The following is a 19,761-nucleotide window of genomic DNA, read 5'->3' on the forward strand; positions in this document are numbered from 1 at the left end:
ATTTAATAAAGCGTTGATGGTTTATTTAAGGTCATTCATTTCTAATGGAGGATTATATAATCAACGGAGGAGAAGCAAATGGCGTGGTTTGATAATCTGCTGAATCATTTTGCGCTGTATCCGGCACATCTGTTCGCGCTGTTATTTATGATGGCGCTGAGCAAGTCGACGGTGCTGATCTCCTCCGTGCTGCCGCCCGCCTCGGTGATGCTGCTGGCGGGCATGACCGTCAGCCAGGCGAGCATGCATCCTGCGCTGGCGTGGCTGGCCGTGGTGATGGGGGCAACGGCGGGTTCGGTGCTGAACTACCATATCGGCCAGATGATGGGGCACACCCGGCTGGTCACGCGTTTTACCTCAAAGCATGCCGACAAGTTCTTGCGGGTACAGCATCAGCTGCAAAAGAACGGTGTCATCGTGCTCTTTACGTCGCGATTTCTGGCGGTGTTGCGTTACATCGTCCCGCTGGCGGCGGGGATGCTCAGGCTGAATGCAGCAAAGGTCTACGCCGTCAGCCTGCTTTCCGCCTGCGTATGGGCGGCGCTGTATGTCGGCATCGTCACCGGCATCAGCGCCTTTTGAGTTACAAACTCCCCATGCCGCCGTCCACCAGCAGCTCCGTTCCTACCGTGTAGCTCGACTCGTCGGAGGCCAGATAGAGCGCGGCTTTTGCCAGCTCCGTCGTTGAGCCCATTCTGCCGAGCGGCACCAGCTTGATGATCTCCGCCATCATCGCGTTAAGCGCTTCTTCGCTTAAGCCCGTTTTGGTAAAGGCCGGGGTTTCCACCGGACCTGGGCTCAGACCGTTAACGCGGATCCCGCGCGGCAGCAGCTCCGCCGACAGCGTGCGCGCCAGCGACAGCAGGGCGGCCTTGCTCGCGGCATACACGCTGCTGGTGGGCAGGCCGATGCGCGCGCTCACGGAGCCGCAGAGGATCACCGACGACGGGTTATTCAGCAGCGGCAGCAGCGCCTGAATTAAAAAGAACGGTCCCTTCAGGTTGATGTTCATCAGGCGATCCCACGCATCCTCCTGCCAGGCTTCCAGCGGCGCGTGCGTTACGTCGCCGGCGTTGAGAAACACCGCGTCGAGGCGCGGCCAGCGGGCGGCGAGGGTTTCCGCCAGCGCTTTCTGCGACGCGATATCGCCCGCATCGGTTGGGATCACCCAGGCCTTATCGCCCAGAATGCGCTCTGCTTCGGCGAGGGTGTCCGGGTTGCGTCCGGTCACGGCGACGCGCGCCCCTTCGGCGATAAACGCCTGCGCGGTGGCAAGACCGATGCCGCTGGTGCCGCCGGTAATCAACGTATACTTATCGGTTAAACGACCCATGTTCTTCTCCTGAAATGTCTCTGGAGAAAGCACTATAGAAACGTTAGTATCGAAAGGAAACCAGGTACCAAATGGATACTAAAGAGGCAAGAGGTGTGCTATGGCAGAAATGCTGGAGGAGTGCTGTGAAAAAAAATCTGAGGCGTATACCTGCCCGATGACGCAGTTTGTGAACCTGATTTCCGGTAAATGGGCGATCCCCATTCTCTATCGCCTGATTGTCTTTAATACGCCCGTACGCTTTGGCGACCTGCTGCGGGCGGCTGCACCCATCACCCAGAAAGAGCTGACGAAGCAGCTGCGCCTGTTTGAACAGCGCGGGCTGGTGACGCGGACGGTCTACCCGGAGATCCCGCCGCGCGTGGAGTATCAGATCACCGGGCTGGGGTTAACCTTGCAGGACGCACTCTCGCCGCTGGCCGCCTGGATGAGCGAGTACGGCGACCAGCTTCAGCGTTAGGCTACTGTTTTACGTAGCGCGGTGCCGGAATGCCGGTGCGTGCGCTGCTAAACAGCTCAAGGCGCGCCGCTTCGTAGCGCTCCCACAGGCCTGCATCATGCATCGGCGGGATGGTGATCGGTTCACCCTGATCCAGACCCGCCAGCGACGCATCCACCATATCGTCGGTGGTCATTACCGAACCTTCCGGCAGATCGTCCACCGTGACGCCTGAATGGCTCCAGATTTCCGTCGCCGTGGCGGCGGGCAGCACGGCCTGAATGCGCACGCTGCTGTCGGCAAATTCTTCCTGTAACCCACGGGTAAAGCTCAGTACCCACGCCTTGGTGGCGCTGTAGAGGGCGCTGCCCGCCCGGACGTGCAGGGCCAGCACGGAGGCGATATTGATCAGCGTGCCGCGATTGTTCTGCGCCAGACGGGGCAGGATGGCGTAGGTCAGACGCATCAGCGCCGTGGTGTTCAGGGTGTTAATGGCCTGATGCTGCGCTATCTCGCCCGCGAGGAACGGTGCCATTTGCGCGGTGCCCGCGTTGTTGATGAGCGTATCAATGGCGGCATTGCTGCGCAGTTCTTCTTCCACGGCGCGGATCCCGGCTTCATCGGTAAGATCGGCCACCAGAATATCGACGGCCACGCCATAGCGTGCGCGCAGGTCGGCGGCGAGGGTTTTCAGGCGATCTTCGCGGCGAGCGACCAGCACCAGGTTGGCACCGCGCGCGGCAAGACGATCGGCATAAACGGCGCCAATCCCGGAGGAGGCACCCGTGATCAGGGCGGTGGTGATTTGCGTAGTCATCGTGTGTTACCTCAAAGCAAAGTGGGTTATTTGGTTTCAAGATGAAACTGAATTAACTCTCTGCTATTTGGTTTTATAATGCAACCATATTGGCGATCATTTTGTGCTTTTGCCGTCGGGAACGGTCAGGAGGGGAGTTTAGCCACGATCTCTTCAGGCGTCAGTTCGCGCCCATCGTCGGCGATAAGCGCCAGTTTGCGCAGGGGTTTGCGCTGTTCGGCATCGACCAGCACGGTGCCGCATTCGTTTTCCGCGAACAAAAATTCATTCCCCCACTGGGACAGGGCAACCAGCACGGTTTGCAGGGCACGCCCCTTTTCGGTCAGGACGTATTCCTGCCAGGCGCTGCCGTCGGATGCGGGTTGAAGCCGGAGGATGCCTTCATCAACCAGCAGCTTCAGCCGCGTGGTCAGCATGTTTTTCGCGATACCGAGGCTTTTCTGGAACTCGCCGAAGCGTTTAATCCCGCGCAGCGCGTCGCGAACAATCAGCAGCGACCACCAGTCGCCGATGATATCCAGCGAACGGGCGACGGGGCAGGTGCTCTCTTCAAGGCGGGTACGTTTCACAGCGAATTCTCCAGTGGGGTATGGTTTTATTATAAAACTAATCCGTACACACCGTAAGCACGTTAATCATCAGTTTGAGAAATGCTTCCCGGAAAATTGTGACGAATCTGTCACACTGAGCGCGATATTTTAAAACGAGTGAGGAATTAGGGATGAGAAAAGCACTACTCGCGCTGGCAGTCGCCGGTTCCATTTCAGCAACGTTTGGCGTGCAGGCGCAAGAGACGCCGGAAGGGTATCAGCTGGAGCAAGTTTTAATCATGAGCCGCCATAACCTGCGCGCGCCGCTCGCCAACAACGGCAGCGTGCTGGAGCAGTCCACGCCGAAGCAGTGGCCGGAGTGGGAGGTCCCGGGCGGTCAGCTCACCACCAAAGGGGGCGTGCTGGAAGTGTATATGGGCCATTACATGCGCGAGTGGCTGGCGCAGCAGGGGATGGTGAAGACGGGAGAATGTCCAGCGGCGGATAGCGTTTACGCTTATGCCAACAGCCTGCAGCGTACCGTCGCCACAGCGCAGTTCTTTATCACCGGCGCGTTCCCGGGCTGCGACGTTCCTGTGCACCATCAGGAAAAAATGGGCACCATGGATCCGACCTTCAATCCGGTGATTACCGATAACTCACCTGAATTCCGCGAAAAAGCGCTGGAGGCGATGGAGGCCGAGCGGCAGAAAATGCAGCTCGCAGACAGCTACAAGCTGCTGGAGCAGATGACGAACTACGCCGACTCGCCGTCGTGCAAAGAGAAAAAAGTCTGCTCGCTGGCGGATGCGAAAGATACCTTCAGCGCCGACTATGAAAAAGAGCCTGGCGTATCCGGGCCGCTGAAGGTGGGTAACTCGCTGGTGGATGCGTTCACGCTGCAGTATTACGAAGGCTTCCCGGCCGACCAGGTCGCCTGGGGTGAAATCAAAACCGACCAGCAGTGGCGCGTGCTGTCGAAGCTGAAGAACGGCTATCAGGATTCGCTGTTTACCTCCACCGAGGTGGCGCAAAACGTGGCGAAGCCGCTGGTGAAATATATCGATAAAACCCTGGTCACCGACCAGGCGAAAGCGCCGAAAATCACCCTGCTGGTGGGGCATGACTCGAACATTGCTTCCCTGCTCACCGCCCTGGATTTCAAACCGTATCAGCTGCACGACCAGCAGGAGCGCACCCCGATTGGCGGCAAAATTGTCTTCCAGCGCTGGCACGACAAAAATGCCAACCAGGAGCTGATGAAAATTGAGTATGTCTACCAGAGCTCAGAGCAGCTGCGTAACGCCAGCGTGCTGTCGCTGCAGTCTCCGGCACAGCGCGTGACGCTGGAGCTGAAGGGCTGCCCGGTAGATGCGAACGGCTTCTGTCCTGTCGACAAATTCAATGCGGTGATGAATAACGCGGCGAAATAAAAGAGAACCCCCCGCGTGATGGCGGGGGGAAACGCTTAGACGTTTTTACGTTCGATGGTTTGCTCGCCCCAGAAGAGCGAGTCTTTGTCCGTTTTTTCGAAGGCGCGCACCAGCACCTCATCGTTACCTTCCTCCCAAATTTGCTCGGCCAGCTTTTCATCGTACTTCGCGACTTCAAAGATAGCTTCGGCAATCTCCGGAGAGGTGTTGCGTAAACTTGCCCATTCGCCCACGTGGTGAGCTTTGGATTCTTGAGTTGGCATGCTTGTCCTCCTGTTGGGTGTTAGCCGTTCAGTTTTTTGGCCAGACCCGCGACATATTCACCCTGATAGCGGGCAATAGACAGTTCTTCATTGCTTGGCTGACGTGAGCCATCCCCACCGGCAATGGTGGTTGCGCCGTACGGCGTACCGCCGCGCACCTGGGAAACGTCAAACAGCTCCTGTGCGCCGTAGCCAATCGGCACAATCACCATCCCGTGATGAGCAAGGGTAGTCCAGGTTGAGGTAATCGTCTGCTCCTGGCCGCCGCCGGTCCCGGTAGAGCTGAATACGCTCGCGAGTTTGCCGTAAAGCGCCCCGGATGCCCAAAGTCCGCCGGTTTGATCGAGGAAGGTGCGCATCTGGCCCGACATATTGCCGAAGCGGGTCGGGGTGCCGAAGATAATGGCATCATAATCCGCCAGCTCCTGCGGGGTGGCGACCGGGGCGTTTTGTGTTTTACCCCCGGCTTTCAGGAAGGCTTCCGCCTGCATGGTTTCCGGTACGCGTTTGACCACAACCTCAACGCCATCAACCCTGTTTGCACCTTCTGCTACCGCGTGAGCCATGGTTTCAATGTGTCCATACATGGAATAATAGAGCACCAGAACTTTTGCCATTTTGCATCACTCCTCGTTGGTTTTTCTGACAGCGGATCGCTGCGTTCTTTTAAAGATATGTCATCACAGCCAGACTGCAAAAATGAACGCCATTTATTTGATTTATAACAACATGCGTAGAAAAATGACTTTGTAGCAAAATGATACAACTTTCCCGGTGCGGATTTTTAAAATGATAAGAAAGGTTTATGCATCCCCGTCGCGTCATCTCACCTGAAAGGCTGAGTTCATGTTGCAGAATATTACCTGCGGCTTGCCGGATAGCGGCATTCCACTAAGCTTAGTTTCACGCGGCACAGATAAAGGCACTGTCCTTGTGTTGCGAGGTGAAAGAATCCTCTTTTACTGAATGCAATATGATGTCTAATGTTTCACATTCTGGAGGTTAGAGATGGCAAACCATCGTGGTGGTTCAGGTAATTTCGCAGAAGACCGTGAAAGAGCATCAGAAGCAGGCCGTAAAGGTGGCCAGCATAGCGGGGGCAACTTCAAGAATGACCCGCAACGCGCATCTGAAGCTGGCAAGAAAGGGGGTAAAAACAGCCACGGCAGCAGCAGTAAGTAACACGCCGGGTTGAACCCCTGCCGCCGGGATCTCCCGGCGGTTTTTTTATTTCTGCAACATTGAACTGTAACCAAAGGCAACGCACACTACAGAATTGTTCTCACTTGCTGGTGCCGCATGTCTGTCTCACGCTTTAAATTCTCCGTAAAACCGCAGGAAGCCATCCTCATTCTCATCACCATGTTCTGGGGCGGGACGTTTCTGGCCGTTCAGTACGCGGTGACCCTCAGCGATCCGTTCTTCTTCGTTGGCCTGCGCTTTGCGACGGCGGCGCTTGCCGTAGGGCTGATTTCGCTTAACACGCTGCGGGGTCTGACGCTCAAAGAGCTGAAGGCCGGCGTGGCCATTGGTGTCGCGATAGCGATGGGCTACAGCCTGCAGACGTGGGGATTGCAGACCATCTCCAGCAGCAAATCCGCGTTTATCACCGCGATGTACGTGCCGCTGGTGCCGCTACTGCAGTGGCTGTGCCTGGGGCGGCTGCCCGGTCTGATGTCGTGTATTGGGATCGTGCTGGCGTTTATCGGTCTGATTTTGCTGGCCGGGCCGGAAAACAACCTCCTGGCGCTGGGGCCGGGCGAGATCATCACCCTCGTCGGGGCGGTTGCGATTGCGGCGGAAATTATTCTGATCAGCGCCTGGGCGGGCAAGGTGGACGTCAAGCGGGTGACGGTAGTGCAGCTCGCCACCGCGTCGCTGGTGGCGTTTGCGACGATGGTTCCGGCTGGCGAGTCCATACCGCCGATGTCCACCGGTCTGGTGGTGGTCGCACTGGGGCTGGGTATCTTCAGCGCCATTATCCAGGTCACCATGAACTGGGCGCAGCGCAGCGTATCGCCAACCCGCGCGACGGTGATTTATACCGGTGAACCGGTCTGGGCGGGCATTTTCGGGCGACTGGCCGGGGAACGTCTGCCGCTGCTGGCCCTGGTGGGGGCGGCATTTATTGTCGCCGGGGTGCTGGTGAGCGAGTTGAAGCTCAAACGGAAGAAAAACGCGCTGCCAGAAAATGACAGCGCGACGTTAAATCAGGAATCCTGATGCACGACGGCGCCCTGCGGCGCATCAGCCATCCGGCGGCTCAGCAGGGCGTTAAGCAGGATCGCGCCGAAGGTCGCCGTGCCAATCCCGCCGATCGTAAAGCCGCCCAGCGTCAGGGCAAAATCGCCCGCGCCCAGCACCAGCGTGACCGCCACCATAATCAGGTTGCCGTTCTGGCTGAGATCGACCCGGTGCTGCACCCAGATGCGCGCGCCGGCCACGGCGATCAGCCCAAACACCACGATTGAGGCCCCGCCGATCACTGGTGACGGAATGGTGTGGATCAGCGCGCCGAACTTCGGTGAGAAGCCGAGCAGCATCGCCATTACCGCCGCCGCCACGAAGACCAGCGTCGAGTAAACTTTGGTCACCGCCATCACGCCGATATTCTCGGCATAGGTGGTGACGCCGCTGCCGCCCACGGAACCAGAGAGCATGGTTGCCAGCCCGTCGCCGACGAACGCGCGGCCCATGTATGGATCCATGCTGCGCCCGGTCATTCCCGCGACCGCCTTCAGGTGACCTAAGTTCTCTGCCACCAGGATCACCGCCACCGGTGCGATAAGCATCATCGCTTGGGTGTTAAAGGTGGGCGAGGTCACTTTCGGCAGGCCGAACCAGGCGGCCTGATGCAGCAGGGTAAAATCCACCGGCTTGCCGAGACCAAAAACGTTCGCCAGCAGGGCATACACCAGACAGGCAACAATCAGCCCGACCAGAATCAGCAGCCGCTGGATCATGCCTCGCGTGAACACCGCCACCAGGCCGATACACAGCACGGTGATCACCGCCATCCAGCTTTCAAACGGCGAGACGGAGACGCTCCTGACCGCAATCGGGGCGAGGTTCAGGCCAATCGCCATCACCACGGCGCCCGTTACGACCGGGGGCATCATGCGCTCGATCCAGCGCGTGCCGATCTTCATCACCACCAGACCAATCAGGGTATACACCAGACCGCAGGCGATGATGCCGCCGAGGGCCACGCTCAGGTTGGGGTTGATCCCCTGGCCGTTAAACCCGGTGGTGGCGATAACCACGCCGACAAAGGCGGCGCTGGATCCCAGATAGCTGGGCACGCGCCCGCCGGTGACAAAAAAGAACAGCAGGGTGCCGATACCCGACATCAGAATAGAGAGGTTGGGATCGAGCCCCATCAGCATCGGCATCAGCACCGTGGCGCCAAACATCGCAACCGCGTGCTGGACGCCCATCACCATCGTCTGCCCGAGCGGGAGGCGTTCATCCGGCGCGACCACGCCTGCTTCTGTGGAGGTCGATTTCAACTGCCAGTGGGGAAATCCGAACATGGTCTGTCTCCTTAAAGCGGGTTAACAGGCGGGGCGCATAAGCGCGTGGTAGCCGCGGTCAAACCACACCAGCCCTTGCGGCGCGGGGTGGCGAATAATCGAAACAATGTCGCAAAACAGAATGTCATGGGTACCGACGCTCACCACCTGGCTGATGCGGCAGTCAAACGAGGCCAGCGCATCCTCCAGGCGCGGGCAGCCGGTGTCGCCCGTCTGCCAGCGGGCGGCGGCGAAGCGTTCTTTCATCGGCGTTTTGCCGCCAAACAGGTTTGAGAGCGGCTCCTGCCCGGCGCTCAGGGTATTCACGCACAGCGTGCGGTTTTCGCTGAACGTCGCCCAGACGGACGCGCCGCGGTTCAGGCACACCAGCAGGGTGGGCGGGGAATCCGTGACGCTGCACACCGCGCTGGCGGTGAAGCCTGCCATCCCCGCGGGACCGTCGGTGGTGATGATATTCACCGCCGCGCCGACGCAGGCCATGGCGTCGCGAAAGGTTTGTTTATCCGGTGTCGTCATCATCGCTCCTTACGCCAGCCCGCAGGCATCGTCGAAGGTCAGGCGCGGCAGGCGGCCGTAAAGTTTGCCCGGGTCGCCGTAGCCAATGTTGATCAGCAGATTGCTTTTAAGCGTCGTGCCGGTGAAAAAGGCCTCGTCGACCTTTTGTCGGTCAAAGCCCGACATCGGGCCGGTATCCAGCCCCAGCGCGCGACAGGCGAAAATCAGGTAGGCGGCCTGCAGCGAGCTGCTGCGAAAAGCCGTCTCTTCCGCCAGCGCGGGGCTTGCGGTAAACCAGCTTCTGGCATCGCCGTGCGGGAACAGTTCAGGCAGGCGCTCGTAGAATTCACTGTCCCAGGCGACAATCGCCGTGACCGGAGCGGTGAGCGTTTTCTCCAGGTTGCCGCTGGAGAGCGCCGGGCGCAGCTTCTCTTTTCCCTCCGCGCTTCGCACAAACACAATGCGCGCCGGGGAGCAGTTGGCGGAGGTTGGCCCCCATTTCATCAGGTCGTAGATTTCGCGCAGCGTCTCGTCGCTGACGGCAATATCCTGCCAGCCGTTATGGGTGCGGGCGCCGGTGAACAGCGTTTCCAGCGCGGTGGAATTAATGGCTTCGCTCATTACAGCTCCTTATAAAGCGTGTTCATGACTGTGCAGCAGGCTGGCCAGCCCGTTCAGCAGCAGGGTGTTAAAGGTGTCCGGCTCGGTGACGTTGCAGGCATGTCCGCCCTGGCGCATCACCGCGCTGTGGCTGTGCGGGATCGCTGCCTGCAGCTCAGACGAGCAGACAGAGGGCACCAGCATGTCGTCGGCGGAACAGATGATCTGGACCGGGCAGCGGATGCGTGCGGCGTGGCGGCTGAAGTCGGCCTTTTTCAGGGCGCTGAGCCGGTGCAGCAGGTTGGCTTTGCCCTGGAAATGTGCCAGCGCCAGGGCCTCTTCGGCCTCCAGGCGGGGGGCGCGGGCGGCCATCCAGTCTGCCGGGTAGAGAAACAGCGGCTGCGCCTCAACCCACGCCTGCGGGCCGCCGTAATGCAGCAGGCGCTCGCGGATCTGAAAGCAGCGGCGGGTGTGGGCGTTGAGGGTCAGCCAGCCGTTGACGCACACCAGCGCGGTGAGGGCGTCGGGCCTGTCGAGGGCCAGCTGCAGGCCGACCAGCCCCCCCAGCGCGTGGCCGACGATGCTGTAGCGCGCGATCCCGGCCTCAGCCAGCGCCTGGGCCAGTTCGTCCGCCATCTGTGCCAGGCTGTAGCCTTCCGGCAGGGCGTCGGGGTTATTGCCCGTTCCCCGCTGGTCATAGCACACCACCTGATACTCCGGTTCCAGCGCGGCCAGCTGGGGCAGCCAGTAGCTGCCGCTGCCGCCGAGACCGGCTATAAGGACCACCACGGGCGCACCCTCATACGGGGGCGGTGAGACGGAGAGTTTCATGGCCGCCTCACTTCGCAATGTGCGCAACGGTGGCGATTTCCACCAGCGCGTCCGGCTTCACCAGCCCGCACTGAATGCAGAAACGGGCCGGCTTATCGCCGGGGAAGAACTCCGCGTAGATTTCATTAATCGCGGCGTAGTTTTTCCAGTCGGTGATAAAGATGCTGTTGAAGGTCACATCCTCCATCGTGCCACCCGCCGTTTCGATCACGGTTTTGATCGTCTCCAGCACGTGGCGGGTTTGCGCCTTTGGGTCGTTGATAAACACCACGTTGTTGTCTTTATCAAACGGCAGCGTGCCGGAGACATACACCACGCCGTCGGCAAGGGTGCCGGGGACAAACGGGGCGATGGGCGTGCTGGTGCCCGGCGGGATAATTACGGATTTCGGCATCGTGTGTCTCCTCAGGCGATACGGGCGAGCGGGGGATTCAGGGCGTCGCAGAAATGCGCAACGTTACTGACCCAGCCAAAAAAGGTTTCGATATTGAACAGGGCCGCCTTCTGGGCGAAATCCGGCCCGGCCTGATGGGTCGCGTCTTCCAGCACCACGCCGAAATACTCGAGGAAAAAGCCGTCGCGCAGGGTCGACTCCACGCAGACGTTGGTGGCAATCCCGGTGAAGACCAGGTGGCGAATGCCCCGGCTGCGCAGCAGGCTGTCGAGCGGCGTGTTGAAAAAGCCGCTGTAGCGCGGTTTCGGCAGGACAATATCACCCGCCTGCGGGACCAGCTCATCCACCAGCTGATAATCCCAGCCGCCCTTCGCCAGCAGCTTGCCCTGCAGTTCGGGCCGCTTGCGCATGGTTTTCAGGGCGTTCGACTTGTGGAAGTTCGGTGAACCGGGGCCGCCTGCTTCAACGTACTGGTCATCCCAGCCGTTCTGGAACCAGATAATGAGCATCCCCGCGGCGCGCGCGGCGGCGACGGCGGTTTTAATGTTCTCAATCACCGGCCGGGTGGCGGAGACGTCGAACCCCGCCAGATCCAGATAGCCGCCCTGGCTGGCGTAGGCGTTTTGCATGTCCACCACGATCAGCGCGCTCTGCTGTGGCGTGAAGGTAATGGCTTCCGGGCGTGCGTTAAGGGTTGTCATTACGCCACCTCCTTCGTGACGGCAGGGATGTGGGCGCGGCACTGCATCAGCGGTTGGATGCGCTCGCCGAAGGTCTCCACGCCGGTGAGGAAGTCATCGAAGGTCAGCAGGACGCCTTCCGCCCCGGGAACGGCCGCCACTTCATCGAGCATTCTGGCAACGCTGGCGTACGAGCCGACCAGCGTGCCCATGTTGATATTGACGGCGGAGGTCGGGTCGGCCATCTGACGAACGTTGGTGTCCGCGCCGGAGCGGGTATCCTTCTGGCTCTGCTCGGTGAGCCAGCTCAGGGCTTCCTCGTCGGCGCCGTCCTTATAGCGCTCCCATTTCGCGCGCGCCGCGTCGTCGGTTTCGTCGGCAATCACCATAAACAGCACGTAGGAGCCCACGTCGCGCCCGGTTTTGTCGGCGGCTTCTTTCATGCGCGCGGCGGTCGGGGCGAAGGCGGCAGGCGTGTTCACACCTTTACCGAAGCAGAAGTTAAAGTCGGCGTATTTCGCCGAGAATTCCATTCCCGCGTCGCTCTGCCCTGCGCAAATCACCTTCATCGGCACCGACGGCTGCGGGCTGACGCGGCAGTCGTTCATGGTGAAGAAGTCACCCTTGAAATCGCTTTTGCCGGTACCCCACAGATCGCGCAGGACCTGCACGTACTCGGTCAGGTAGTCGTAGCGACGCGAGAAGTAATCGTCCCCCGGCCAGAGCCCCATCTGCTCGTACTCCGGTTTTTGCCAGCCCGTGACCAGGTTGACGCCAAAGCGCCCGCCGGAGATGGAGTCGATGGTGGAGGCCATGCGCGCCACGATCGCCGGGGGCAGGGTGAGCGTGGCGGCGGTGGCGTAGATTTGGATCCGCGAGGTGACTGCGGCCAGCCCGGCCATCAGGGTGAAGGACTCCAGGTTGTGGTCCCAGAATTCGGTTTTGCCGCCGAAGCCGCGCAGCTTGATCATCGAAAGCGCAAAGTCGAAATGGTAGTGCTCCGCTTTCTGCACGATGGCTTTATTCAGCTCAAAGGTCGGCATGTATTGCGGTGCAGTGGTCGAGATAAGCCAGCCGTTGTTGCCGATGGGTACAAATACGCCAATTTTCATCACGAACCTCTCTTCATTACGTCGCAGGTGTAACGGTGTTTTTGCAAAGGCAGTGCCAGTTTTGAAAATGGCTGTGTTATTAATGTGTTAATCAGAAGTTGGTGGATTGATGTGGCTAAATGTGGACTAACTGGTCAAAAACATTGCACAGAAAACAGGCATTCATGCGCGATCGGGGTGCAGGATGTCGTGACGAGACGGGGGTTTTGCTATGCTGAGGGCAACGCAGAATAAGGAGAGCGGGAATGGCACAAGGCGCAGTGAAAACACCAGGTAAACGTTCGCAGGCGGTGAGCGCTAAGAAACAGGCGATCCTCAGCGCGGCGCTGGAGACCTTTTCGCAGTTTGGTATTCACGGCACGCGCCTGGAGCAGGTGGCGGAGCAGTCCGGGGTATCCAAAACCAATCTGCTCTACTACTACCCGTCGAAAGAGGCGCTGTATGTCGCGGTGATGCAGCAGATCCTCGATATCTGGCTGGCGCCGCTGAAAGCGTTCCGCGAAGAACTGGCCCCGCTGGTGGCGATCAAAGAGTACATTCGCCTGAAGCTGGAGGTGTCACGCGATTACCCGCAGGCATCACGGCTGTTTTGTCTTGATATGCTGCAGGGGGCGCCGCTGTTGCAGGCGGAATTAACCGGAGATTTAAAACAGCTGGTGGACGATAAGTCGGCCATTATCGCCGGATGGGTGGCCAGCGGAAAACTGGCCCCGGTCGATCCGCATCATCTGATCTTTATGATTTGGGCCTCAACCCAGCATTACGCTGACTTTGCGGCCCAGGTTGAGGCGGTGACCGGAAAAACGCTGCAGGACGAGGCGTTTTTCCACAGCACCCTGGAGAACGTGCAGCGGATGATTATTGAAGGGATCCGCTTGCGTTAGTTCCCCGGTGGGAGAGGGCAGCTTAAGTCGCCCTCTTCACACTGCATCAGCGAGGCCAGAAACGCTTCGCGCTCCACGGTTTTTTCCGCCAGGCACTGATTCACGATCATCGGCTGAACGCTTCCCCCTTCCGTCCCCGAACCGATAAACGCGCAGTCCGCGTCGCGCAGGGCAATCCACGCCTGCTGCGCCTTTTTCAGCAGCTCGCGCTGGGGGGCAGCCGCACGCTTGATGGCGGCCTGATAGGTCTGGTTGAGCTTTTTATCGGCAGCCTGGTACTGCTGCGCGCTACAGGTATTCAGCTCAAGCTGGGTGGTCGCTTTGTCGCACTCGTCGGCCAGCGCGCTGGCGCTTAGCAGCAGTGCTGCGCCTGCGATAAGAAATCGTTTCATACACTCCCCAATAAAATAAGGCTCCGTCTCCGGAGCCTTATTAGCACAGCGTTAGCCGATTGTCATCAGGCTGGCGTTACCGCCTGCCGCCGCGGTATTGACGCTGAGCGAGCGCTCTACATACAGGCGTTCCAGCAGCAGGTTGGTTTCCCCACGGGCGAAGCCCTGTACCGAAACAATCGGCCCGCTGCGGGCCGCAACCTGCTCGCAGAGTTCGCGCAGCTGGTCGGAATCACCGTGATAAATCACCGCATCAAACGGCTGCGTCAGCAGCGCATCGGCTTTCGCGAAGTGAATGCGGGCCGAGACCGCTTTCGGCAGCTGTTTGGCGAGATCGCGATGCAGCGCATCGTCCGGCCACAGCACTTCACACCCGGTTGCCATCGCGGCAGCCAGCTGCACCAGCGCGTCCTGCTCGTTATCGGCCACGCACAGTACGCGTTCGCGCGGCATCAGCGTCCAGGTGTTGCGCTCGCCGGTCGGCCCCGGCAGCAGACGCTGGGTGCCGGCCTGTGCCAGCTCGCCGTACTGCTGCGCAACGGCACGCAGCTCAGGACGTTTCTCCGCCCAGGCGATCAGGGCCTCCAGCGGCTGCGTCAGTACGGTTTTCAGCTGTGCATCCACCGGATACTCCGCATCCTGACGTGCCAGGGTGACGCCCAGCGCGTTCTCCGGACGGTTCGCCAGCAGACGGTACAGGTAGAGCGGACCACCCGCTTTCGGGCCGGTGCCGGAGAGGCCTTCACCGCCGAACGGCTGCACGCCCACGACCGCGCCAACCATGTTGCGGTTAACGTACAGGTTGCCCACTTTGGCGCTGCCGGTTACCTGCGCGATGGTCTCGTCGATACGGGTATGTACGCCGAGCGTCAGGCCATAGCCGGAGGCGTTGATCTGCTCAACCAGCTCGTTGAGGTTGTTACGGTTGTAGCGCACCACGTGCAGCACCGGACCGAAGACCTCTTTTTTCAGCTCGTCGAAGCTTGCCAGCTCGATAAGCGTAGGCGGCACAAAGGTGCCGGAACGCCACTCGCGGGCATCTTCGCTGTTGTCTCGCACCGCCTGGAACACCGGACGGCCTTTCGCGCGCATGGCCTGAATGTGGTTTTCAATATTGGCTTTGGCTTCCGCGTCGATCACCGGCCCGATGTCGGTGGTGAGACGGCCCGGGTTGCCCATGCGACATTCGGCCATCGCGCCGCGCAGCATCTTCAGCGTGTGGTCCGCCACGTCATCCTGCAGGCACAGCACGCGCAGGGCGGAGCAGCGCTGACCGGCGCTGTCGAAGGCGGAGGCCAGTACGTCAACCACCACCTGCTCGGTGAGGGCGGAGGAGTCAACGATCATGGCGTTCATGCCGCCGGTTTCCGCGATGAGCGGAGTAGGACGACCCTGTGCATCCAGACGAGTGGCAATGTTGCGCTGCAGCAGCGAGGCCACTTCGGTCGAACCGGTAAACATCACGCCGCGCACGCGGTTATCAGAGGTCAGTTTGGCGCCCACGGTTTCACCGCGGCCCGGCAGCAGCTGGACCACGCCCGCCGGTACGCCGGCTTCCAGAAGAATGTTGATGCCCTGTGCGGCAATCAGCGGGGTCTGCTCTGCCGGTTTTGCCAGCACGCTGTTGCCTGCGGCAAGCGCGGCGGCAATCTGACCGGTGAAGATCGCCAGCGGGAAGTTCCACGGGCTGATACAGACGACCGGACCGAGCGGACGGTGGGTTTCGTTGTCGAAATCATCGCGCACCTGACCGGCGTAGTAGTGCAGGAAGTCGACCGCCTCGCGCACTTCGGCGATGGCGTTGCTGAAGGTTTTACCCGCTTCGCGCACCAGAATACCGATGAGCGACTGCATCTGATCTTCCATCAGCACCGCCGCGCGCTCCAGAATGGCGGCACGCTCCTGCGGCGGCGTGGCGAACCAGATAGGGGCGTTATTCACCGCGCTGTCCAGCGCCTGATCCACTTCCGCATCGGTGGCTTCACGCACGTAGCCGACGATATCTTTTGGCTCTGCCGGGTTGATAACAGGCTGCATGTCGCCGTCAGCAGCGGGCTGCTCCAGCATCGGTTTGGCCTGCCACTTCTGCAATGCGCTGTTGAGCAGGGCAGAGGAGAGGGATGCCAGACGGTGTTCGTTGGCGAGATCCAGGCCCGCCGAGTTAACGCGACCTTTGCCGTACAGCTCGCGCGGCAGGGCAATCTTCGGATGCGGCAGGCCAATCTGGCCTTCCTGGGCCGCCATCTTCTCTACGGCCTGCACCGGGTCGGCGACCAGCTCGTCCAGCGGCAGCGTGGTGTCGGCGATGCGGTTAACGAAGGAGGTGTTCGCGCCGTTTTCCAGCAGTCGACGCACCAGGTATGCCAGCAGGGTTTCGTGGGTTCCCACCGGGGCGTAAATACGGCACGGACGGTTCAGCTTGCCGTCAGCCACTTTACCGGTGACCTGCTCGTACAGCGGTTCGCCCATGCCGTGCAGGCACTGGAACTCGTACTGGCCCGGATAGTAGTTCTGTCCCGCCAGGCTGTAGATTGCCGCCAGGGTGTGGGCATTGTGGGTGGCGAACTGCGGATAGATCAGGTTCGGCACGCCGAGCAGCTTTTTCGCGCAGGCGAGGTAAGAGACGTCGGTATAGACCTTGCGGGTATAGACCGGATAGCCTTCCAGCCCTTCCATCTGGGCGCGTTTGATTTCGCTGTCCCAGTAGGCCCCTTTCACCAGACGGATCATCAGGCGACGGCGGCTGCGGCTGGCCAGGTCAATCAGGTAATCAATGACGAACGGGCAGCGCTTCTGGTAGGCCTGGATAACGAAGCCGATGCCGTTCCAGCCCGCCAGCTCCGGCTCGAAGCACAGTTTTTCCAGCAGGTCGAGGGAGATCTCCAGACGGTCGGCCTCTTCGGCGTCGATGTTGATGCCGATGTCATACTGGCGCGCCAGCAGGGTCAGGGACTTCAGGCGCGGGTAGAGCTCTTCCATCACCCGGTCGTACTGCGCGCGGCTGTAGCGCGGGTGCAGGGCGGAAAGCTTAATCGAGATGCCCGGGCCTTCATAAATACCGCGACCGTTGGACGCTTTACCGATGGCGTGGATCGCCTGCTGGTAAGAGACCATATAGGCCTGCGCGTCGGCGGCGGTCAGGGCCGCTTCGCCGAGCATGTCGTACGAGTAGCGGAAACCTTTATCTTCCAGCTTGCGGGCGTTCGCCAGCGCTTCGGCAATGGTTTCCCCGGTGACGAACTGCTCGCCCATCAGACGCATCGCCATGTCCACACCTTTGCGGATCAGCGGCTCGCCGCTCTTGCCGATGATGCGGTTCAGGGAGCGTGACAGGTTGGCTTCGTTATGGGTCGAGACCAGCTTGCCGGTAAACAGCAGGCCCCAGGTCGCCGCGTTAACGAACAGCGACGGGCTGCGGCCAATGTGGGAATGCCAGTTACCGTTGCTGATCTTGTCGCGGATCAGCGCGTCGCGGGTGGCTTTATCCGGAATACGCAGCAGCGCTTCCGCCAGGCACATCAGCGCCACGCCTTCCTGTGAGGAGAGGGAAAATTCCTGCAGCAGACCCTGAACCATCCCGGCGCGGCCGGTGGCGGTCTTCTGGTTACGCAGTTTGTCAGCCAGCTGGTACGCCAGGCTGTGCGCCTGGGCAGCAACGGCTTCCGGCAGGCGAGCCTGCTCCAGCAGCATCGGCACGGCGTCGGTTTCGGCGCGGCGGTACGCGCCGGTGATGCCGGCACGGCTGACGGACTGCGGCAGGATCTGCTCGGCAAATTCAAGGAACGGCTGATGGCTCTCGTCGCCAGCGGCTGGCGCTTCCTCGCTTTCGTTCGCTGCACCGGCCAGCAGGGCAGGCAGCTCCGGCAGCCCCTCGTCGCTCTCGAGTCTTTCGAGATAGTTAAAAATCGCCTGCTTAATTAACCAGTGCGGCGTGCGGTCAATGCGGGTTGCTGCGGTCTTAATCCGTTCGCGGGTTGCGTCATCCAGCTTAACCCCCATGGTGGTCATACCCATGCCAAAGCTCCTGTTGTGCTTTCATCGTGTTTGGTCGTTAGCGTGAAATATCCACCATGTTGCAACTTTGTGCAACCGTGTTAAATGTGACCTGGTTTGCAACCCGGGAAATGAATGAATTGTTAACGGGTGGTTAGCTGGAAAAACATGCTGCCTTTGTCCCGGGAAGCCTGTTTTTATGCGGGAGTTAACACTTTTAAAAGGTGCAACCCGTAAAAGCGTGAGCGAGTGCAACCTATAGGAAACTCGTATCAAGCCGGGGATGAAATTGATGTAAATGCAGTGTTAAATCGTTTGTCAGCGGAGGGCGCATACGGCAGGATAGCGCGCCTCACCGAAACACAAGATACCGTCACCACGTTCCGGTGATCATATAACAAGGCAACCCGGACGGTTGTCGCTCGACACTTTTGGAGAATTTGAATGGCTATTAGCACACCGATGCTGGTGACATTTCTCGTTTATATATTTGGCATGATCCTGATAGGGTTTTTGGCGTGGCGTTCAACGAAAAACTTTGACGACTACATTCTGGGCGGACGCAGTTTAGGCCCAATGGTGACCGCACTCTCTGCGGGCGCTTCCGACATGAGCGGCTGGCTGCTGATGGGGCTTCCGGGCGCGATTTTCATTTCCGGTATCTCGGAAAGCTGGATTGCCATCGGTCTGACCGTCGGTGCATGGATCAACTGGAAGCTGGTGGCAGGCCGTCTGCGCGTGCACACCGAGGCCAACAACAACGCTCTGACGCTGCCGGATTACTTCACCGGACGCTTTGAAGATAACAGCCGCGTTCTGCGTATTATCTCGGCGGTGGTGATCCTGGTATTCTTCACCATCTACTGTGCCTCCGGCATCGTGGCCGGTGCGCGCCTGTTCGAAAGCACCTTCGGCATGAGCTACGAAACTGCCCTGTGGGCCGGTGCGGCGGCAACCATCCTCTATACCTTCGTGGGCGGCTTCCTGGCCGTAAGCTGGACCGACACCGTGCAGGCGAGCCTGATGATCTTCGCCCTGATCCTGACCCCGGTGATTGTGATTTTCACCGTTGGCGGCTTTGGCGATTCGCTGGAAGTGATCAAGCAGAAGAGCATCGAAAACGTCGACATGCTGAAAGGGCTGAACTTTGTCGCCATCGTCTCCCTGATGGGCTGGGGTCTGGGCTACTTCGGTCAGCCGCACATCCTGGCGCGCTTTATGGCGGCGGATTCTCACCATACCATCGTTCATGCGCGCCGCATCAGTATGACGTGGATGATTCTGTGTCTGGCGGGCGCGTGTGCGGTCGGCTTCTTCGGTATTGCCTACTTCAGCAATCACCCGGCGCAGGCGGGCGCGGTAAACCAGAACGCCGAGCGCGTGTTTATCGAGCTGGCGCAGATTCTGTTTAACCCGTGGATTGCCGGTATTCTGCTCTCCGCGATCCTGGCGGCGGTGATGTCCACCCTGAGCTGCCAGCTGCTGGTCTGCTCCAGTGCGATCACCGAAGACCTCTATAAGGCCTTCCTGCGCAAGGGCGCGAGCCAGAAAGAGCTGGTATGGGTAGGGCGCTTTATGGTGCTGCTGGTGGCGCTGATTGCGATTGCGCTGGCGGCCAACCCGGAAAACCGCGTGCTGGGTCTCGTGAGCTACGCGTGGGCGGGCTTTGGTGCGGCATTTGGTCCGGTCGTGCTGTTCTCCGTCATGTGGTCACGTATGACCCGTAACGGCGCGCTGGCGGGAATGATTATCGGTGCGCTGACCGTTATCGTCTGGAAACAGTTCGCGTGGCTGGGCCTGTACGAAATCATCCCAGGCTTCATCTTCGGCAGCATCGGTATCGTGGTCTTCAGCCTGCTGGGTAAAGCACCGTCTGCCTCCATGCAGAAACGCTTTGCGGAAGCAGACGCGCACTACCACTCCGCACCGCCGTCTAAGCTGCAGCCGGAATAATTCTCCCCTCACCCTAACCCTCTCCCCAAAGGGGAGAGGGAATAAACCTCTCTTGCTAAATTCTGCAATTTACGTTGAT

The 19,761-nt window shown here is 60.0% G+C and carries 21 protein-coding genes; 7 read left to right on the forward strand and 14 right to left on the reverse strand.

Features of this window, described 5'->3' with window-relative positions; translation table 11 throughout:
* Positions 1-78 precede the first annotated feature (78 nt).
* A complete protein-coding gene (locus OTG14_RS03880; RefSeq protein WP_208763741.1) occupies positions 79-582 on the forward strand; it encodes a DedA family protein in 504 nt (167 codons plus the stop codon).
* Between the two features lies 1 nt (position 583).
* On the opposite strand, the gene OTG14_RS03885 is transcribed toward OTG14_RS03880, so the two are convergent.
* Positions 584-1,333, reverse strand: coding sequence for an SDR family oxidoreductase (locus OTG14_RS03885; RefSeq protein ID WP_024909624.1), 750 nt, complete (start codon positions 1,331-1,333; stop codon positions 584-586).
* Positions 1,334-1,433: 100 nt separating this feature from the next.
* On the opposite strand from OTG14_RS03885, the gene OTG14_RS03890 reads away from it, so the two are divergent.
* Positions 1,434-1,793 (forward strand): winged helix-turn-helix transcriptional regulator, encoded by a 360-nt coding sequence (locus OTG14_RS03890; RefSeq protein WP_024909625.1) that lies wholly within the window; start codon positions 1,434-1,436, stop codon positions 1,791-1,793.
* A 1-nt stretch (position 1,794) separates the two neighbouring features.
* Here the strand turns inward: OTG14_RS03890 and OTG14_RS03895 are convergent, their stop codons facing one another.
* Together OTG14_RS03895 and OTG14_RS03900 are read right to left on the reverse strand one after the other, a co-directional pair.
* Positions 1,795-2,589: an SDR family NAD(P)-dependent oxidoreductase gene (locus tag OTG14_RS03895; protein WP_208763743.1), complete on the reverse strand. Its 795-nt coding sequence runs from the start codon at positions 2,587-2,589 to the stop codon at positions 1,795-1,797.
* A 125-nt stretch (positions 2,590-2,714) separates the two neighbouring features.
* Positions 2,715-3,158 carry a winged helix-turn-helix transcriptional regulator gene (locus tag OTG14_RS03900; RefSeq protein WP_047650821.1) on the reverse strand — a complete coding sequence of 148 codons (444 nt, stop codon included), beginning with the start codon at positions 3,156-3,158 and terminating at the stop codon, positions 2,715-2,717.
* Between the two features lie 152 nt (positions 3,159-3,310).
* Here OTG14_RS03900 and agp point away from each other — a divergent pair, with 152 nt between their 5' ends.
* Positions 3,311-4,552 carry a bifunctional glucose-1-phosphatase/inositol phosphatase gene (agp, locus tag OTG14_RS03905; RefSeq protein ID WP_208763744.1) on the forward strand — a complete coding sequence of 414 codons (1,242 nt, stop codon included), beginning with the start codon at positions 3,311-3,313 and terminating at the stop codon, positions 4,550-4,552.
* Positions 4,553-4,587: 35 nt separating this feature from the next.
* On the opposite strand, the gene OTG14_RS03910 is transcribed toward agp, so the two are convergent.
* Both OTG14_RS03910 and wrbA read right to left on the reverse strand, forming a co-directional pair.
* The gene (locus tag OTG14_RS03910; RefSeq protein ID WP_008499832.1) at positions 4,588-4,815 is read right to left on the reverse strand and encodes a YccJ family protein; all 228 of its coding nucleotides are present in this window, start codon (positions 4,813-4,815) and stop codon (positions 4,588-4,590) included.
* A gap of 20 nt (positions 4,816-4,835) precedes the next feature.
* Positions 4,836-5,432, reverse strand: coding sequence for an NAD(P)H:quinone oxidoreductase (gene wrbA, locus OTG14_RS03915; protein ID WP_024909629.1), 597 nt, complete (start codon positions 5,430-5,432; stop codon positions 4,836-4,838).
* A 391-nt stretch (positions 5,433-5,823) separates the two neighbouring features.
* Between wrbA and OTG14_RS03920 the strand changes: the two genes are divergently transcribed.
* Entirely contained in the window at positions 5,824-5,997 is a 174-nt protein-coding gene (locus OTG14_RS03920) for a con-10 family general stress protein (RefSeq protein ID WP_024909630.1), read from the forward strand.
* Positions 5,998-6,114: 117 nt separating this feature from the next.
* Positions 6,115-7,038, forward strand: a complete 924-nt coding sequence (locus tag OTG14_RS03925; RefSeq protein WP_208763745.1) for a DMT family transporter — start codon at positions 6,115-6,117, stop codon at positions 7,036-7,038.
* Here OTG14_RS03925 and rutG read toward each other — a convergent pair.
* The 7 genes from rutG to rutA are packed head-to-tail and all read right to left on the reverse strand — an operon-like array spanning position 7,026 to position 12,460.
* Entirely contained in the window at positions 7,026-8,348 is a 1,323-nt protein-coding gene (gene rutG / locus OTG14_RS03930) for a pyrimidine utilization transport protein G (protein WP_208763746.1), read from the reverse strand. The two genes, OTG14_RS03925 and rutG, sit on opposite strands and share 13 nt — an antisense overlap.
* A 21-nt stretch (positions 8,349-8,369) precedes the next feature.
* Positions 8,370-8,864, reverse strand: coding sequence for an NADH-dependent FMN reductase RutF (gene rutF, locus OTG14_RS03935; RefSeq protein WP_024909634.1), 495 nt, complete (start codon positions 8,862-8,864; stop codon positions 8,370-8,372).
* 9 nt (positions 8,865-8,873) lie between these two features.
* Complete coding sequence (locus tag OTG14_RS03940) at positions 8,874-9,464, reverse strand: malonic semialdehyde reductase (RefSeq protein WP_267214610.1); 591 nt, start codon at positions 9,462-9,464, stop codon at positions 8,874-8,876.
* A 9-nt stretch (positions 9,465-9,473) separates the two neighbouring features.
* Entirely contained in the window at positions 9,474-10,274 is an 801-nt protein-coding gene (rutD, locus tag OTG14_RS03945; protein WP_267214611.1) for a pyrimidine utilization protein D, read from the reverse strand.
* 7 nt (positions 10,275-10,281) lie between these two features.
* The gene (gene rutC / locus OTG14_RS03950) at positions 10,282-10,668 is read right to left on the reverse strand and encodes a pyrimidine utilization protein C (RefSeq protein ID WP_008499822.1); all 387 of its coding nucleotides are present in this window, start codon (positions 10,666-10,668) and stop codon (positions 10,282-10,284) included.
* Positions 10,669-10,679: 11 nt separating this feature from the next.
* On the reverse strand, positions 10,680-11,369 hold the full coding sequence (rutB, locus tag OTG14_RS03955) for a pyrimidine utilization protein B (RefSeq protein WP_267214612.1): 690 nt from the start codon (positions 11,367-11,369) through the stop codon (positions 10,680-10,682).
* A complete protein-coding gene (gene rutA, locus OTG14_RS03960) occupies positions 11,369-12,460 on the reverse strand; it encodes a pyrimidine utilization protein A (protein ID WP_023617762.1) in 1,092 nt (363 codons plus the stop codon). The genes rutB and rutA overlap by 1 nt, the downstream gene beginning before the upstream one ends.
* A gap of 245 nt (positions 12,461-12,705) precedes the next feature.
* On the opposite strand from rutA, the gene rutR reads away from it, so the two are divergent.
* On the forward strand, positions 12,706-13,344 hold the full coding sequence (gene rutR, locus OTG14_RS03965) for an HTH-type transcriptional regulator RutR (protein WP_267214613.1): 639 nt from the start codon (positions 12,706-12,708) through the stop codon (positions 13,342-13,344).
* Here the strand turns inward: rutR and OTG14_RS03970 are convergent.
* Positions 13,341-13,736, reverse strand: a complete 396-nt coding sequence (locus tag OTG14_RS03970; protein WP_048989841.1) for a lysozyme inhibitor LprI family protein — start codon at positions 13,734-13,736, stop codon at positions 13,341-13,343. The genes rutR and OTG14_RS03970 overlap by 4 nt on opposite strands.
* A gap of 51 nt (positions 13,737-13,787) precedes the next feature.
* Entirely contained in the window at positions 13,788-17,750 is a 3,963-nt protein-coding gene (gene putA / locus OTG14_RS03975; RefSeq protein WP_267214614.1) for a trifunctional transcriptional regulator/proline dehydrogenase/L-glutamate gamma-semialdehyde dehydrogenase, read from the reverse strand.
* Positions 17,751-18,173: 423 nt separating this feature from the next.
* Between putA and putP the strand changes: the two genes are divergently transcribed.
* Entirely contained in the window at positions 18,174-19,682 is a 1,509-nt protein-coding gene (gene putP, locus OTG14_RS03980) for a sodium/proline symporter PutP (RefSeq protein WP_267214615.1), read from the forward strand.
* The last annotated feature ends 79 nt before the right edge of the window (positions 19,683-19,761 follow it).

Source organism: Enterobacter pseudoroggenkampii (genome assembly GCF_026420145.1).
In the GTDB taxonomy this organism is placed as follows: Bacteria; Pseudomonadota; Gammaproteobacteria; order Enterobacterales; family Enterobacteriaceae; genus Enterobacter; species Enterobacter pseudoroggenkampii.